This window comes from Saccharothrix sp. NPDC042600 (genome assembly GCF_040647305.1).
GTDB classification, from domain to species: Bacteria; Actinomycetota; Actinomycetes; order Mycobacteriales; family Pseudonocardiaceae; genus Actinosynnema; species Actinosynnema mutabilis.
Window position 1 is genome coordinate 1 of record NZ_JBEZBW010000054.1, and the last position, 15663, is coordinate 15663.

The following is a 15663-nucleotide window of genomic DNA, read 5'->3' on the forward strand; positions in this document are numbered from 1 at the left end:
GCCTCGGCGGCCGGCTCGGAGTCGCGCACCAGCGTGGCCCCGACGTCGATGCGCAGGGCGCCGCCCGGCCCGATCTCGGCGGAGCGGATCATGATGGCGGAGTCGAGCGCGGGCGCCCCGGCGCGGTCACGCCCGACCAGGGCGAGCGCGCCGCCGTAGTAGCCGCGGCCGTCGGCCTCGTGCCGCGCGACCACCCGGCACGCGTTCTCCAGCGGGCTGCCGACCACCGTGGGCGCGAACATGGTGCCGCGCAGGACGTCGCGCACGTCCGCGGCGCCGCGGCCTTCGAGGTCGTACTCGGTGTGCGCGAGCCGGGACATCTCGCGCAGGCGGGGACCGCGCACCCGCACGCCGTCGGCGCAGACGCCGGCCAGCATCTTCAACTCCTCGTCCACCACCATGTGCAGCTCGTCGATCTCCTTGTCGTCGGCCAGGAACCGCAGCACGCCGGACAGTTCGGGCCCGGAGTCCGGGTAGCGGTGGGTGCCGCTGATCGGGTTCATGCGGACGACGTCCCCGGCCACCTCGACGTGCTGTTCCGGGGACGCGCCCACGAAGGCCTGTTCGCCGGTCCACACGGCGAAGGTCCAGTGGGCGTTGCTCTCCGCGGCCAGCAGCCGGCGGAACACGGTCAGCGCCACCGCGGGCGGGTCGGGGGCCACCGTGCCGGTGAACGTCCGCCGGATCACGAAGTTCGAGCCCGCTCCGGTCCGGATGTCGTCCTCGACCACCCGGCGCACCACCCGCTCGTACTCGCCGTCGCCGACGTCGAACCGGCCGTCGGCGACGGTCACCCCGCGGTCGGGCAGCAGCTCCAGCGCCTGCGCGACGGTGAGCGCGGCGCGGTCGGTCACGGCGAGCGCGAGCAGCGGCGCGCCGTCGTCGTGGCAGGCGTACCCGCGTTCGGCGATCTGGCGGAACGGGATGAGCGCCAGCACCTCGGCGGGCGGGTCGCCCGGGTCGCCCGGCAACGCCAGGTCGTCGAGGGTCGCGGGCCGGGAGACCGGCCCGGACAGCACCTCGACCACCCCGGCCGAGCACGCCCTGCGCAGCAGCGCGAACGGCGGCGGGTCCGGTGCGGTCAGCCTGGCCACCACGTCCCGCGGATCGCCGCGGTCGATCGTCAACATCGCCTCGTCCTACCCTTCGCGCCTTGTCACTCGACGGGCCCGGCGGGCCGGGCGGGGTGAGCGCCGCGCCCGGCGTCTCCAGGTCGGCGGCGAAGTCGTGCCACGCCTGCGCGTGGTAACCGGGCGAGCAGGGGCCTGCGACAACGGATACGGTGAATTCGAACGAAGACCCGAACCATGTCGCACTCATGCCTGGACAGCCATCAGGCCAGTCAAAACACTTTCTGCGGAAAAGTCGGCGTTCCCGCCCCGACCCTGTGGGCAATTCCATCGAATAACGCAGGAGCCGGCCACACCAGGGTCGAGCGGCGAATTTCGTGCAAGCGCACAACCGGTGCCCGCGGTGGCGGACCGTGTCCGAACGGGGTTGGACAACGCGCCTCTCAGCGTCCACCTTGCGGCTCAATGCGCCTCAAGCGCCCGACCGGCCCCTTCGGTTCCTCGCGGTGAAATTGTGGACTTCTCCGAAATCCAGCCCGTCCTCCTCCATCGGACGCCCGGGCCGGCGTATTCCTGTCGGTGACCGCGTGCCGACCGAGAAGGCGCGACGGAACCACACCCCTCGAACGAGGAGGACCTGTCATGCAGCCGTTGCTCGACCGCCTGTCGACCGTGCTCGTGGAGAAGTTCGGCGTCCCGCGGGCCGAGATCCACCCCGCGGCCACCCTGGTCGAACTCGACCTCGACTCGCTGGCCCTGGTCGAACTCGGGGTGGTGGCCGAGAAGGAGTTCGGCGTGCGGTTCGCCGACGACGAGATCGTGCCCGACCACACCCTCGACGAGGTGGTGCGGCTCATCGTCGACAAGGGCGCGGACGCGTGACGCTGCGGTTCGACGCCGCCGTCACCGGGATCGGGATGATCAGCGCGGCCGGGGTGGGCGTCGAAGCCGGCTGGCGGCGCATCCTCGGCGGCGAGCCGACCGCCGCCCGCGACCCCGCCCTGGCCGGGATGCCGGTGGAGATCACCTGCCGCGCCACGGGGTTCGACGGGGCCGCGGCCCTGGGCGGGCGCGTCGCCTGGCGGATGGACCGCAGCGCCCACCTCGCGGTCGCCGCGACCCGCGAGGCGGTCGCCGACGCCGGGCTCCGGTCCGACGACTGGGACGCCGCCCGGGTGGCGGTGGTGATGGGGACCGCGCTGGGCGGGGTGGACGTCTTCGAGCAGGAGCACCGCAAGCTCCTCGACGCGGACGCCCGCGCGGTGTCGCCGCTGCTCGTGCCGATGATGGGCCTGGGGATGATCGCGGGCAACGTCGCCCTCGACCGCGGCTCGACCGGACCGGCCCTGACCGCCACCACGGCGTGCGCGTCCGGCACGACGGCCATCGGCCTGGGCCGGGAGCTGCTGCGCGCCGGGGCGTGCGACGTGGCGATCGTCGGCGGCGCGGAGTCGGCCCTCTCGCGCACGATCATGGCCGGGTTCAGCCGCATGGGCGCGCTGTCGGGCCGCAACCACGACCCGGCCGCGGCGTCCCGGCCGTTCGACGCCGGTCGGGACGGGTTCGTCGCGGGCGAGGGCGCCGGCGTGCTGGTCCTGGAACGCGTCGAGGACGCCCGCGCCCGCGGGGCCCGCGTCCGCGCGCGGTTGAGCGGCTTCGCGTCCTCCGCGGATGCCCACCACATCACCGCGCCGCGACCGGACGGAGGTTCGGTCGACCAGGCCCTGTGCGAGGCGCTGGCCGACGCGGGCCTGCTGCCCGACGAGATCGACCACGTCAACGCCCACGGCACCTCGACGCCGTTGAACGACGCTTTGGAGGCCCGCGTGGTGCGCCGAGTCCTGGGCGACCGACCGGTGGTGACGTCGGTGAAAGGCGTCACCGGGCACGCGCTCGGCGCGTCCGGCGGGATCGAGGCGGTGTGCACCGTGCTGTCCCTCCAGGACGGCGTGGTGCCGCCGACCGCGAACCTCGACCGGCTCGACGACGCGGTGGAGCTGGACGTGGTGTCCCGGCGGCGGCGCGAGGTCCGGCTGCGCAGCGCGGTGTCCAACTCGTTCGGCTTCGGCGGGCTCAACGCGATCCTGGTGTTCACGGCGGCATGAGCGGCGCACGGGTGGCACCCGGGGACCTGGCGGCGTTGACCGGCAGCCGGCTCGGCGCCAGCTCCTGGCACGAGGTCGGCCAGGACCGCATCGACCTGTTCGCCCGCACCACCGGGGACCACCAGTGGATCCACCGGGCCGGCGAGCGGGCGGACGCCGGACCGTTCGGCGGGCCCATCGCGCACGGCTACCTCCTGGTCGCCCTGCTCGCGCCGTGCCTGGCGGAAGTGCTCCCGGTGGACGGTGTGCGGATGGTGGTCAACAAGGGCCTCGACCGCCTGCGCTTCCACCGCCCCGTGCGCGCCGGCGCCGACGTGCGCGTGGCGGCGGACCTCGTGTCGGCCACGACCCGGCCCCGCGGGTTCACCGAGGTGGTGCTCCGCCTCACGATGGAGACGCGCGAGCAGGTGACCGTCCTGACCGCCGACGCCCGAGTCCTGCTCCAGTCCGCGTGACCGGGCGCACCACCCGGTGAACCGGTCGGCGGGACGCAGTCGGGGTTCACCCGACGTGACCGTGTCGGAGGCGGATCCCGCCTGTCCGGGTGAGAGCGGGTGTGGCCTGGAGTCCCATGTCCGGCATGCGACCACTGTGCGGAACCACCGTGGTCCGGCGGATCTGCCCGCCGGCGGCGACCACCCCCGCCACTCGACGGGGTGGTCCTCCCGCCGCGCCGGGGACCGGGTGCCCGCCCGGTCCTACAGTGCGGTCATGACGTCCGGTGGGGACAGGCCGTGATCAGGGTCGTCATCGTCGACGACGAGCGGTTGGTGCGGTCGGGGCTGCGGATGATCCTCGGTGCGGCCCCGGACATCGACGTGGTGGCGGACTGCGGCGGCGGGCAGGCCGTGGAGACCGTCCTGGCGCACCGGCCCGACGTCGTCATGCTGGACCTCCGGATGCCCGACGTGGACGGCCTCACCGTGCTGAACCGGCTGCGCGCCGCCCTGGGGGACGCGCCGATGCCCGTGGTCACCATGCTGACGACGTTCGACACCGAGGAACACCTCACCGCCGCCCTGTGCGCGGGCGCCGCCGGCTACCTGCTCAAGGACACCCACCCCGAGCAGTTGGCGCAGGCGGTCCGGACGCTGGCGGCGGGCGGCAGCACGCTGGACCCCGGTGTGGCGCGCACCGTCATCGACGGCTTCGTCGCGAGCGCGGACGCCGCCCTCGCGGCGCGGCGCGCGGTGGCGACGTTGACCGCGCGGGAACGGGAGGTGTTGGCGCTGCTGGGCGGCGGCCTGTCGAACACGGCCATCGCCGCACGCCTGCACCTGGCCCCCGGCACGGTCAAGGACCACGTCAGCGCGCTGCTGGCGAAGCTGGGCGGGGTCAACCGGGTGCAGGCGGCCGTGGTGGCCGAACGCGCCCGGCTCACCGCACCGGACCGCACGTGAACCGCCCCCGGTGGCTGCGCGCGGACCACCCGGTGGGCGTCGTCGGCCCGGTCGTGGTCGCCGCCGCCGCGCTCTTCCTGGACGACTGGCCCGACGCCGTGCAACTGCCCGCGTCCCTGGCCGGGGTGGCGGCGCTGCCCGCCCGGCGGCGGTTCCCGATCGCGGTCCTGCTGGTGAACCTCGTCGGCCTGGCCACCGGCCCGGCGTGGGTGGCGGGCGTGATCGCCCTGTACTCGGTGGCCACCCGGCACCGCGGCCCGTGGCTGCTGGGCGGGTGCGTGGTGGCGTTCGCGATCACCTACTGGTTGCCGTACCCCATCACGCGCGCCCAGATGGCGATCGACCTCGCCGACCACTACATGGTGTTGCGCGCGTTCGCGTTCGGCGTCGCCGCCGTGGCGATCGGTCGGCTGGTGACGGTCGGCGACGAGTTGCGCGACCGGTTGGCCGAGCTGACCCGCAGCCGCGCCCGCGAGGACGCGCTGCTGGCCGAGCGGGTGCTCGCGACCGAGCGGGCGCGGCTGGCCCGGGAGATGCACGACGTCGTGGCACACCAGGTCAGCCTGATCAGCCTGCAGGCCGGCGCGCTGCAGGTCGCGGACGTGGACCCGAGGGAGGCCGGCGGCGCGATCCGCGACCTGGCGGTGCGCACCCTCGTGGAGCTGCGGCACATGGTGGGCGTGCTGCGCGCGGCGGGCGGGCACGCGGCGGAGCTGACCCCGCAGCCGACGCTGGCCGACGTGCCCCGACTGGTCGACGGGTGCGACGCGGACCTCGACCTGGACGGGGCGGAGTGCTCCGAACCCGTGGAACGGGCGGCGTTCCGGGTCGTCCAGGAGTCGCTCACCAACGCCCGCAAGCACGCGCCGGGCGCGCGGCCACGCGTGCGGGTGCGGGTCGTCGGCGACCGCCTCCGGGTGGAGGTCCGCAACGGACCGCCCGATCACCAGGTGGCGCCGCTGAACCTGCCGGGCGGCGGGCACGGCCTGGTCGGCCTGCAGGAACGCGTGCACCTGCTCGGCGGGGACTTCCACGCCGGCCCCACCGCCGACGGCGGCTACCTGGTCACCGCGAGCCTGCCCAAGACGGGGTGACCCGCTCCGGTCACCCCGCGAGGCGGGTCAGACCGTCTGGTAGGCCGCGGTCCAGAAGTCGCGGTGCAGGCGGGGGGTGTCGGCGGAGTCCAGGGCCGTCTGGGTGAGCAGGAGGCCGACCAGGTCCTCCGCCGGGTCGGCGTAGCCGGTGGTGCCCAGGCCGCCGTCCCAGCCGAACTGGCCCGGGGAGGCCAGGTCGCGGCGGTGGGTGCGCACCGCCAGGCCGAAGCCGTAGCCGCCGTGGTGGCCGAAGTGGTCGCCGAACCGGTCCTTCTCCGCCTTCTGGGCCGGGGTCAGGTGGTCCATGGTCATCAGCGCCACCGAGGCGCGGGACAGGACCCGGGTCCCGTTGTGGACGCCCTTGTTCAGCAGCATCCTGAAGAACGCGTGGTAGTCGTCGGCGGTGGACACCAGGCCGTCGCCGCCGGCTTCGAAGGCCGGCGGGCGGCTGTGCTTGCCGCCCTCGGCGCGGTCCCACACGGTCAGCGCGCCGGTGGTCGGGTCGTGGGCGTAGCTCGTGGCCAGGCGGTGGATCCGGTCGGCCGGCACGTGGAAGCCCGTGTCGGCCATGCCGAGCGGTTCGAACAGCCGTTCCCGCAGGAACGCCCCGAACGGCCGGCCCGCCGCCCGCGCCACCAGCACGCCCAGCACGTCCGACCCGACGTGGTACTGCCACCGCTCCCCCGGCTGGTGCGCCAGCGGCAGCGTGCCCAACCGGCGCAGCCACTCGTCCGGTCCGACGGTGGGCCAGGCCGCGGTTCCGTCGCCGACGACGCCCAGCTCCGCCATCGCCGCCTGGAGCGGGCCGGGCGTGAACACCAGGCCGAAGCCGGGGGTGAGCGTCAACAGGTCCCGCACGGTGATCGGGCGGACGGCGGGCACGGTGTCGTCGAGGGGCGCGTCGACGCGGGTCACCACCCGCCGGTCCGCCAGTTCCGGCAGCCACGTCTCGACCGGGTCGTCCAGGCGCAGGCGGCACTCCTCCACCAGCACCATCGCCGCGGCGGCCGTGACCGGTTTCGTCAGCGACGCCATGCGGAACAGCGTGTCGCGGCGCATGGGCGCGCCGCCGCCCTCGTGCGGCGAGCCGAGCGCTTCCACGTGCACGTCGTCGCCGCGGCCGACCAGCGCGACCAACCCGGGCACCGTGCCGACCTCGACGTGCCGGCTGAGCACGTCCCGCAGCCGCCCCAGCCCGGACAGGCCCGCGCCGCCGGTCATGCTCCGGTTCCCGGCCCGGTCCCAGCTCACGGTCTGATCCATGTCTCCCGCCACCCGTCCTGTGATTTGATCATCGACGCGATCAAGCATCGGCACCGGCCGGCGGGGGAACAACGGCGATTCCCGCTCGATCGCGATAACCGACGCTTATCGATCGCGGGGGAACGGTTGGAGCTGCGGGACATCGAGATCTTCCTGACGCTCGCGGAGGAGCTGCACTTCGGCCGCACCGCCGCGCGCCTGCACCTGTCGCAGGCCCGGGTGAGCCAGGCGATCAAGAAGCAGGAGCGCGGCGTCGGCGCGCCGCTGTTCGAGCGCACGAGCCGCTCGGTGCGGCTGACGGCGGTGGGCGAGCAGTTGCGGGCCGACCTGCTGCCCGCGTTCCGCACGCTGCGCGAGGGCATGGCGCGGGCGCGGCTGGCGGCCGAGGGCAAGACCGGGGTGCTGCGGGTGGGGATGCTGCCGGGCAACGCGCACGACCTGCGGCCGTTCTGGGCGGCGTTCCGCGCCCGGCACCCGAAGTGGGGCCTGCACATCCGGCACAACCCGTTCGCCAACGCGTTCGGCCCGATCCGCAACGGCGACATCGACGTGCTGGTGGCGTGGCTGCCGCTGGAGGAACCCGACCTGACCGTGGGTCCCACGATCTACACCGAGCACAGCGTCCTGCTCGTCCCCCTCGACCACTCCCTGGCCGAACGGGACTCGGTGTCGCTGGAAGTCCTCGCCGACCACGGCATCCTGCAAGGACCGCCCGGCCCCGACTACTGGGGCGACGCCTTCACCCCGTTCCAGGCCCCCAGCGGGCGGCCGATCCGCCGCCACGCGCCCGACATCGCGAACCTCGACGACATCTTCACCCACGTCAGCAACGGCGAGGGCGTCCACAACCTCGGCGCGCACGTCGCCCGCTACAGCGCCCGGCCGGACATCGTGTACCTGCCGATCCACGACTGGCCCGGCCTGCGCTGGGCGCTGGCGTGGCGCACGGACGCCGAGACCGACATGGTCCGTGGCCTCGCGGCGGTGGTCCGCGACCTCGGCGCCCCGCACCTGTCCTGAGCCGACGCCGCGGTCGGGCGGGCGTTCGTCAGCGGTCCGTTGCCGTAGTGCCCCGGCGGACCAGGTCGCTGGCGGCAGGCGCCCAGGTCGGGTGGTGGAACGTGAAACCGGCGTCGAGCAGGCGGGTCGGCACCACGCGGCGGCTCTTGAGCAGGAGTTCGGTGTCCGAGCGGATCGCCCACGCGCCGAGTTCGGCCATCCACCTCGTCGCCGGCAGCCCGAACGGCATCCCGCACGCGGCCCGCAGTTCGCGCATGAAGTCCTTCTGCGGCAACGGGTTCGGGGCGGCCAGGTTGACCGGCCCGGTCAGTTCCCCGTCGAGCAGGAACTCGACGGCCCGCACGAAGTCCTCTTCGTGCAGCCAGGACACGTACTGCGCGCCGCCGGCCACCGGCCCGCCCAGCCCCAGCCGCGCCATGTTCCGCAGCACGGTGAACGCGCCGCCCGGTTCGGTGCTCATCACGATGGCCGTGCGCAGCGCCACTTTGCGGGTTCGCGGCGTCTCGGCGCGTTCTTGCGCGGTCTCCCACTCGCGGGCGATGCGGACGCTGTAGGCCCAGTAGTCGGGCAGGTCCGGTTCGTCGCCTCCGATCCGACCGGTGATCTCGTCGTTCGGCGCGTCGAACCGGTGGGCGTAGATGGTCGCGGTGCTCATCTGGAGCCAGACCCGGGGCGGCCGACCCACGGCCGCGATCGCCTCACCGACGACGGTCGCCGAGTCGACCCGGGAGGCCATCATCTCCCGCAGGTTCTCCGGCGTGTACCGACAACTGACGCTGCGCCCGGCGAGGTTGATCACGGCGTCCGCCCCGTCGACCTCCCGAACCCACTCCCCCAACGTCCGCCCGTCCCACCGCACACCACCGCCCCGCCCGAGCACGACGACGTCGTGCCCGGCCCGTGACAACGCCCGCGTCAGGAAGCGCCCGACGTGCCCCGACCCACCCGGTATGACGATCTTCACGCGACCCCCTTTTGAACGTGTTCAAAATCAGCGTACACCCGCGCTCCACTACGGTTGGGCGAACCGGGCCAGGGAAGAGGGGCGGAATGCGCGACATCCCCGAGTTGAGCCTGCGCGGCGCGTTGCACCTGCTCGGCCGGCACGACCGGCCCGTGCTGGAACGGCTGAACACCGCGCTGGGCGGCGCGATCATGGCCGGCGGCGTGGTGGCCCTGACCGGTCCCGGGACCGTGCCGCTGGTGGGACTCGCCGCCCTGTGGGGATGGGTGGACCAGAAGAACGAGGCGTTGGCGCTGGTCCGCAAGCTGGTCGACGGGGTCGGCGAGCGCCGGGCCGCCGCACGCGGCTACGACCGCACCCGGCTCCTCACCGCCGCCCACACCGTGCTCGTCGCCAGTTCCGCGGTCGAGGCGTTCCGCGACGCGGCCGGGCCGAAAGCCCTGAAGGCGCTGGAGATCACCGACCGGGAGCTGTCCGCCGTCCTCGCCGACACCGCCGAGCCCGGCCGCCGCACCCCCGACTCGTTCTACGACCTGCCCGTGCCGATGCCGTCGTCCGGGCGCGGGTACGCGGAGAACCTCGCCGACGTGCTGGCCTGGCAGCAACGGTTCAGCGAGGGGTTGCTGGGGTTCTGCGCCGGACTCGCGGCCGGGCACCTGGTCCGGCACGTCGACGCCGACGCGGTGGCCGCGAAGGCGTTGCAGCGCTACGGGTACCACTACCAGCGGCTCGCCGCGCAGGTCCCCGAGTTCGTCGTGTGGAGCATGCTCAACGAGCACTCGGCCACCCGCGCCCACCTCGCGGCGGCGCACGACGAGCTGAAGGCGGCCCTGGATGACCAGGTCCACGCCATGTCCAGGCTGGAGTCGCTGCTGACCGCACTGGGCGACGGGCAGCGGGACCACCTGTCGGCACTGCACCGCGCGACGCGGGCCGGACTGGAGGAGCCGGTGCTCCCGCTGGACGCGTCCACCGCGCACCAGTTCCCGCACGTCCGCTTCCCGCTGGTCCGCGAGGTGTTCATCCAGCCCCACTACCGGTGCGAACGCGTGAACACACGATCACGGCCGGCCGACGAGCAGTGGTGGCAGCCGCTGCCCCGGCACCGCGACCTCGACGTCCGCCTGACCGCCCACCTGGTCTCGGCCGAGGCGACCCGCCTGCCGCTGCTCGTGCTGGGTCACCCGGGCGCGGGCAAGAGCCTGCTGATGAAGGTGCTGGCCGGCCGCCTTCCCGCGGACCGGTACACGACCGTCTACGTGCCGCTGCGGCACGTCTCCAGCGCGGCGGCGGTCTACCGGCAGATCGAGGAGGCGCTGGCCCGGGAGACCAACGGGCGGGTGGACTGGGCGGCGCTGGCCGACCAGAGCCCGACCACCACGAGGGTCGTCCTGCTGGACGGGCTGGACGAGATGCTGCAGGCCGCCGGGCGCGACCGCGCGGACTACCTGCACGACGTGGCCGAGTTCCAGCGGCGGGAGGCGGCGCAGGAGCGGCCGGTCGTCGTGGTCGTGACCTCGCGGACCCTGGTGGCGGACCGGGTGGACGTGCCGTTGGGCGCGACGGTGGTCAAGCTGGAGGGGTTCGACCGCGACCAGGCCGAGCAGTGGCGCCAGGTGTGGAACGCGGTCAACCGCGACGGCGTGGACGCCGGGACCGTCCGCGAACTGAGCCGCGACGCCGTCGCCGGGCAGCCCGAACTCGCCGGGCAGCCGCTGCTGTTGTTGCTGCTGGCGCTGTACTCGGCCGACCCGTCGCTCCCGGCCGTCGAGTCCGGCCTGTCGCGCACCGCGCTCTACCGGACGCTGCTGGACAACTTCACCGTGCGGGAGGCGACGAAGCTGCCGGACGGCACGCCGCCGCGCGACCAGCTCCAGCGCCTGTCGGTCGCCGCCCTGGGGATGTTCAACCGGGGCCGCCAGCACATCACCGACCGCGAGCTGGCCGCCGACCTGGCGGTGCTGACGACGGCCGAGCTCGACACCGACCAGCGGCTGGTGGCCCAGTTCTTCTTCGTGCACACCTCGGCGACGGACCTGGGCACCGACCGGGCGCGCCGCAGCTACGAGTTCCTGCACGCCACCTTCGGCGAGTACCTGGTCGCCCGCGAGATCGTGGACACCCTCGTGGACACCGCGGACAGCACGGTCGGGCGGCGCGGCGCCCGCGAGCCGGACGACGACCGGCTGTACGCGCTGCTGTCCCACGACTGCCTGGCCGTCCGCGGCCCGATCCCGGACTTCCTCGGCGACCTCTTCGCGGAACAACCGCCCGAGGACCGCACCCGGATCCAGCACGCCGTGACGGCCGCGCTGGCCGGGGCGCGCCGGCGGCGGGGCTCGGCGCGGTACCGCGACTACCGCCCCACCGCCACCGACCACGTACGGGAGATCGCGGCCTACACGGCGAACCTGGCGCTGCTCGGCATCCTCGTCGAGCCGGGGCGCACGGTCGGGATCGAGGACCTGTTCGGCGGTGCGGAAACCTGGCGGTCCACCCTCGACCTGTGGCGGGCGGGCCTGAGCACCGACAGCCGGTACGCCCTGCTGGCCGCGCTCGACCGCACGGCCGACACCCTGCGCCCCTCCGCCGAGCGCACCCGGTCGACCGGTCTGGACGCGGAACTGCGGCACGCGGAACTGGCCGGCGAACGGGAGCTCGCGCTCACGCTGGAGATGGGCCGGACCATCCGCACGACGGCGCAAGAGATGGAGTGGGGGCGGTCGCTCACGCCGCACGAGGAGCGGATCGCGGCGCAGGAGGAGTTCCTGCGCTGGGCGATCGCGGTGCTGGTGTTCGGCCGTGAGCCGGGCGAACGGATGCACGAGGAGCGCCTGGCGGAACTGTTCGGCATCATCCGCGACGACGGAGACGTGCTGCCGATCGTCGCCATGATCCTCAAACAGCGCGCCACGCACCTCCCCTACGAGATCGTACGAGGGCTCGTCGCCCACTTCTTCGACTGCGAGAGCAAGGACGTCTACGCCTTCGTCGCCGCCGCAGGCGCCCACCCGGGCCTGCTGACGGAGTTCCCGGAACTCATGGATGCCGATCGCTACGCGGGCATGCAGGGCGCGGCGCTGATGATGGAGGGCACCGCCGTGGCGCTCAACCTGGCCCACGTGCGATTTCGGCACCTGCTCGATCAAGTGGTACGAGAGGCGGGCGACACCCCGAACAGCGTGGCCGCCGCGGCTTTGCTCGACGCCTTCCAGTGGCGGATCGACTCCTGACTACGAAGCCGGGTGCACCAGCAACGGGACGAGTTGTTCGGCTTCGGTCAGGGAACCGTGGTGGCCGGGCAGTGCGCTCAGCAAGGGTTCCGCCGCCGAACGGACCACCGCCGCACGGTCGCGCATCGCCACCACCAGGTCCCCGATCCGGGGCAGCACGTGCCCGGCGACCCCGGGCCCGAACCACCCCGCCGCGACGGCTTCCTCCCGGCTCAGCACCACCGCCCGCTCCCCCAGCACCGCACTCCACCGCGCCCGCACCTCGTCGGGCGCATCGGTGTAGACGTGCCGCGCCCGGGCCTCGCCGCCCAGCAGCCGCACGCCCTCCCGCAGCACGGGGTCGGTGTCGAAATCGACGCGATCAGCCGGCTCGACCATCCCGTGGTCGGCGGTCACGACCAGGGCCGACCCCGACGGCAGGCCCTCGGCGATGGCGGCGCACAACCGGTCCACGAACGTCAGTTGCGCGCGCCACGGGTCGCTGCCCGGCCCGTACACGTGCCCCAGGGTGTCCAGGTCCGCGTGGTAGGCGTAGCAGAACGTCCGGTCGCCCTCGCGCACGGCGCCGAGGGTGTGGGAGACCAGGTCGCCCAAGCCCAGCACCGGCCGGAAGTCGCCGCCGCGCAGCACCGCCCTCGACAACCCGCTGCCCGTCTGCTCCCTCGGCACCACGAACCGCACGTCCACCCCGGCCGCCGCCGCGCGCTCCAGCGCCGTCGCACCGGGCTGCACCTCCTCGGGCACCAGCACCGACCGCAGGTCCACCGACTCCCCGGCACCGTGGCGGTGCCACCGCAGGGCGTTGAGCAGCTCCTCGCCCTCCGGGCCCCGCGCGGCGAACGAGTAGCCGACGATCCCGTGCCCGCCGCTGGGCGTCCCGGTGGCCAGGGACGCGATGCTGGTCGCGGTCGTCGCGGGGAAACCGGCGGCGATCGGCCCGCCCCCGAGACCGGCCAGGAACGGCGCGGCGTCGGCGTGGTCGCGCAGGAGTCGCCAGCCCAGGCCGTCGATCAACAGCAGGCACACCCGGGTCGGGCCGGCCACCCCCAGCACGTCCGTCATGCCCGGGACCCCGAACCCCGCCAGCAGCGACGGGACGACCTCCGCGAGCGTGCCCACCCCGTACCGGGGGACGACCATGTCCATGCGCCCGACCCTAGGTCACCGGCAACGCCTCCCGCGCCCACGCCGTGAGCAGCCGCAGCCCGGTCTCCGAGGGCGTGCCCTCTTCTACGGTGTGCGCGATCAGGGCCTGGTCGGGTTCGTCGGGCAGGCGCAGGCTCTCGAAGCCCAGGTCCAGCTCGCCGACCACCGGGTGCCGGTAGCGGTAGCGGCCGTGCGTCTTGTCCTTGAGCCCGTGTTCGGCCCACACCCCGCGGAACTCCGGGCTGCGCGCCGACAGCTCCGCCACCAGCGCCGCCGTGCGCGGGTCGTCGGGGTGGCGGGCCTGGTCCAGGCGCAGGTACGCCGCCACGTCGGCGGCCTTGCCGCGCCAGTCCGCGTACAGCGCCCGCACGCCCTCGTCCAGGAACACCAGGCGGGCCAGGTTGCGCTGCTCGGGCGGCAGCGCGCCGAAGTCGGTGATCAGCGCGGCGGCCGGCCGGTTCCACGCCAGGACGTCCGTGCCGCGCCCGACCACGTACGCGGGCACGTCCGCCGCCAGGTCCAGCAGCCGTTGCAGGCCGGGCCGCACCCGTTGCGGCGCGACGGGTCCGCCGTCGGCCGGCCACGGGCGGGCCAGCCGGTGCAGGTGGGCGGTCTCGACGTCGTCCAGGCGCAGGGCGCGGGCGACCGCCTCCAGCACGGCCTCCGAGAAGTGCAGCGTGCGGCCCTGCTCCAGGCGGACGTAGTGGTCCACGCTCACCCCGGCCAGCCGCGCCAGCTCCTCGCGCCGCAACCCCGGCACGCGCCGCCGCCCGCCGTGGTCGACCAGCCCCAGCTCCTCCGGTCGCAGCCGGGCCCGCCGGGACCGCAGGAACTCCCCCAACTCGGCACGCCTGTCCATGCGGTCGAGTATCCGCGACCGGCGCGGCCGCAACCTGGTCACGCCGTGCCCAGGCACGAGCGGCACTGGTTGCCGCTTCCCGGCGCGCCGAAAGTGGTGGCGTACCACCACTTCCACGAAGGAGTTCCACGATGCAACGGTCCGCCCTCGGCAGCACGGGCATGGACATCACCCGCGTCGGCTTCGGGTCCTGGGCGGTGTCCGGCTCCGGCTGGACGTTCGGCTGGGGCGCCACCGACGACGCCGAGTCGGTCGCCGCGATCCGCCGCGCCCTCGACGCCGGCGTCAACTGGATCGACACCGCCGCCGTCTACGGCCTCGGCCACTCCGAGGAGCTGGTCGGCGAGGCCGTCGCCGACCTGCCCGACGCCGACCGCCCGTACCTGTTCACCAAGGCGGGGCTGGTCTGGGACCCGGCCGACCCGACCGCCGCGCCGCGCCGGGTCATGAGGCCCGCGAGCGTCCGGCGCGAGCTGGAGGACTCGCTGCGCCGGCTGCGCGTCGAGCACATCGACCTCTACCAGGTGCACTGGCCCGACACCGGCGAGTCGCTGGAGTACGCGGGCGGCGGGACCGGGGCGGTGTCGCCCGACGCCACGCCGCTGGAGGAGTACTGGCAGGTCATGGCGGAGCTGAAGGCGGAGGGGAAGGTCCGGGCGATCGGCCTGTCCAACCACACCCCCGACCTGCTCGACCGCGCCGAGGCGGTCGCGCACGTCGACGTCATCCAGCCGCCGTTCTCGCTGATCAACCGCTCGGCGGCGGCCGAGGTCGCCTGGGCGCGCGAGCACGGCGCCGGCGTGATCGCCTACTCGCCGCTGCAGTCGGGCCTGCTCACCGGCGCGTTCACCGCCGAGCGCGCCGCGGCCCTGCCCGCCGACGACTGGCGGTCCGCGCACACCGACTTCACCACCGACCTGGCCGCCAACCTCTCCCTCGCCGACGCCCTGCGCCCGGTCGCCGCCCGCCACGGCGTCACGGTCGCGGAGGCCGCCATCGCGTGGGTGCTGGCCTGGCCCGGCGTCACCGGCGCGATCGTCGGCGCGCGCAAACCGTCCCAGGTGGACGGTTGGGTCGGCGCGCCCTCGGTCGTGCTCACCGCCGAGGACCTGGTCGCGCTCGCCGCGGCGGCGGAACGCGCGGGCACCGGCCCCGCCCGGCCGTGACCGTCGTCGTGGTCACGGAGTACCTGGCGGTACCGGGCCGCGAAGACCGCCTGCGCACGGCGCTGGAGGCGCTGATCGAACCGGCGCTGGACGACCCGGGCTGCCTGTCCTTCCAGCCCTACGCCAACCCCAACGACCCGGCGCAGATGGTCGTGGTGGAGGAGTGGGCGGACCCGGCGACCCTCGCCGACCACCGCGACGGCACCCCGCGCCGGCACGCGGACCTGGTGCTGGCCGCGGTGCTGGCGCGACCGGCCGCGGTCCGGCAGTGGCCCGGTGCGGGGCCGACCGGGTGACCGGCGACCGGCCGCACCCCGGGCGCTCACGGCGGCGGATCGGGCGC

The 15663-nt window shown here is 74.3% G+C and carries 14 protein-coding genes; 9 read left to right on the plus strand and 5 right to left on the minus strand.

The window, feature by feature from the left end:
- Positions 1–1130: chorismate-binding protein (locus AB0A74_RS27105; protein ID WP_358253694.1), on the minus strand; the 1130-nt coding region annotated here is incomplete at its 3' end.
- 582 nt (positions 1131–1712) lie between these two features.
- Here AB0A74_RS27105 and AB0A74_RS27110 point away from each other — a divergent pair.
- The 5 genes from AB0A74_RS27110 (at position 1713) to AB0A74_RS27130 (ending at position 5669) form a co-directional block, all read left to right on the plus strand.
- Complete coding sequence (locus AB0A74_RS27110; protein WP_358253696.1) at positions 1713–1952, plus strand: phosphopantetheine-binding protein; 240 nt, start codon at positions 1713–1715, stop codon at positions 1950–1952.
- On the plus strand, positions 1949–3175 hold the full coding sequence (locus tag AB0A74_RS27115; protein WP_358253698.1) for a beta-ketoacyl-[acyl-carrier-protein] synthase family protein: 1227 nt from the start codon (positions 1949–1951) through the stop codon (positions 3173–3175). The genes AB0A74_RS27110 and AB0A74_RS27115 overlap by 4 nt, the downstream gene beginning before the upstream one ends.
- The gene (locus AB0A74_RS27120; protein WP_358253699.1) at positions 3172–3630 is read left to right on the plus strand and encodes a MaoC family dehydratase; all 459 of its coding nucleotides are present in this window, start codon (positions 3172–3174) and stop codon (positions 3628–3630) included. The genes AB0A74_RS27115 and AB0A74_RS27120 overlap by 4 nt, the downstream gene beginning before the upstream one ends.
- Before the next feature lie 279 nt (positions 3631–3909).
- On the plus strand, positions 3910–4575 hold the full coding sequence (locus AB0A74_RS27125) for a response regulator transcription factor (protein ID WP_358253701.1): 666 nt from the start codon (positions 3910–3912) through the stop codon (positions 4573–4575).
- Positions 4572–5669: a histidine kinase gene (locus AB0A74_RS27130; protein WP_358253702.1), complete on the plus strand. Its 1098-nt coding sequence runs from the start codon at positions 4572–4574 to the stop codon at positions 5667–5669. Before AB0A74_RS27125 ends, AB0A74_RS27130 begins: the two co-directional genes overlap by 4 nt.
- Positions 5670–5696: 27 nt before the next feature.
- Here AB0A74_RS27130 and AB0A74_RS27135 read toward each other — a convergent pair whose 3' ends face one another.
- A complete protein-coding gene (locus AB0A74_RS27135; RefSeq protein ID WP_358253704.1) occupies positions 5697–6932 on the minus strand; it encodes a serine hydrolase domain-containing protein in 1236 nt (411 codons plus the stop codon).
- Between the two features lie 126 nt (positions 6933–7058).
- On the opposite strand from AB0A74_RS27135, the gene AB0A74_RS27140 reads away from it, so the two are divergent.
- The gene (locus AB0A74_RS27140) at positions 7059–7952 is read left to right on the plus strand and encodes a LysR family transcriptional regulator (protein WP_358253706.1); all 894 of its coding nucleotides are present in this window, start codon (positions 7059–7061) and stop codon (positions 7950–7952) included.
- A 28-nt stretch (positions 7953–7980) separates the two neighbouring features.
- Here AB0A74_RS27140 and AB0A74_RS27145 read toward each other — a convergent pair whose 3' ends face one another.
- On the minus strand, positions 7981–8916 hold the full coding sequence (locus AB0A74_RS27145; RefSeq protein ID WP_358253708.1) for a DUF1731 domain-containing protein: 936 nt from the start codon (positions 8914–8916) through the stop codon (positions 7981–7983).
- Between the two features lie 86 nt (positions 8917–9002).
- On the opposite strand from AB0A74_RS27145, the gene AB0A74_RS27150 reads away from it, so the two are divergent.
- A complete protein-coding gene (locus tag AB0A74_RS27150) occupies positions 9003–12149 on the plus strand; it encodes an ATP-binding protein (protein WP_358253710.1) in 3147 nt (1048 codons plus the stop codon).
- Here the strand turns inward: AB0A74_RS27150 and AB0A74_RS27155 are convergent, their stop codons facing one another.
- Together AB0A74_RS27155 and AB0A74_RS27160 are read right to left on the minus strand one after the other, a co-directional pair.
- Complete coding sequence (locus tag AB0A74_RS27155) at positions 12150–13295, minus strand: nucleotide pyrophosphatase/phosphodiesterase family protein (RefSeq protein ID WP_358253712.1); 1146 nt, start codon at positions 13293–13295, stop codon at positions 12150–12152.
- Positions 13296–13305: 10 nt separating this feature from the next.
- Complete coding sequence (locus AB0A74_RS27160) at positions 13306–14154, minus strand: helix-turn-helix transcriptional regulator (RefSeq protein ID WP_358253714.1); 849 nt, start codon at positions 14152–14154, stop codon at positions 13306–13308.
- A 131-nt stretch (positions 14155–14285) separates the two neighbouring features.
- On the opposite strand from AB0A74_RS27160, the gene AB0A74_RS27165 reads away from it, so the two are divergent.
- Positions 14286–15320, plus strand: a complete 1035-nt coding sequence (locus tag AB0A74_RS27165; RefSeq protein WP_358253716.1) for an aldo/keto reductase — start codon at positions 14286–14288, stop codon at positions 15318–15320.
- Positions 15317–15616 (plus strand): antibiotic biosynthesis monooxygenase family protein, encoded by a 300-nt coding sequence (locus AB0A74_RS27170; RefSeq protein WP_358253718.1) that lies wholly within the window; start codon positions 15317–15319, stop codon positions 15614–15616. The genes AB0A74_RS27165 and AB0A74_RS27170 overlap by 4 nt, the downstream gene beginning before the upstream one ends.
- Positions 15617–15663: the final 47 nt, after the last annotated feature.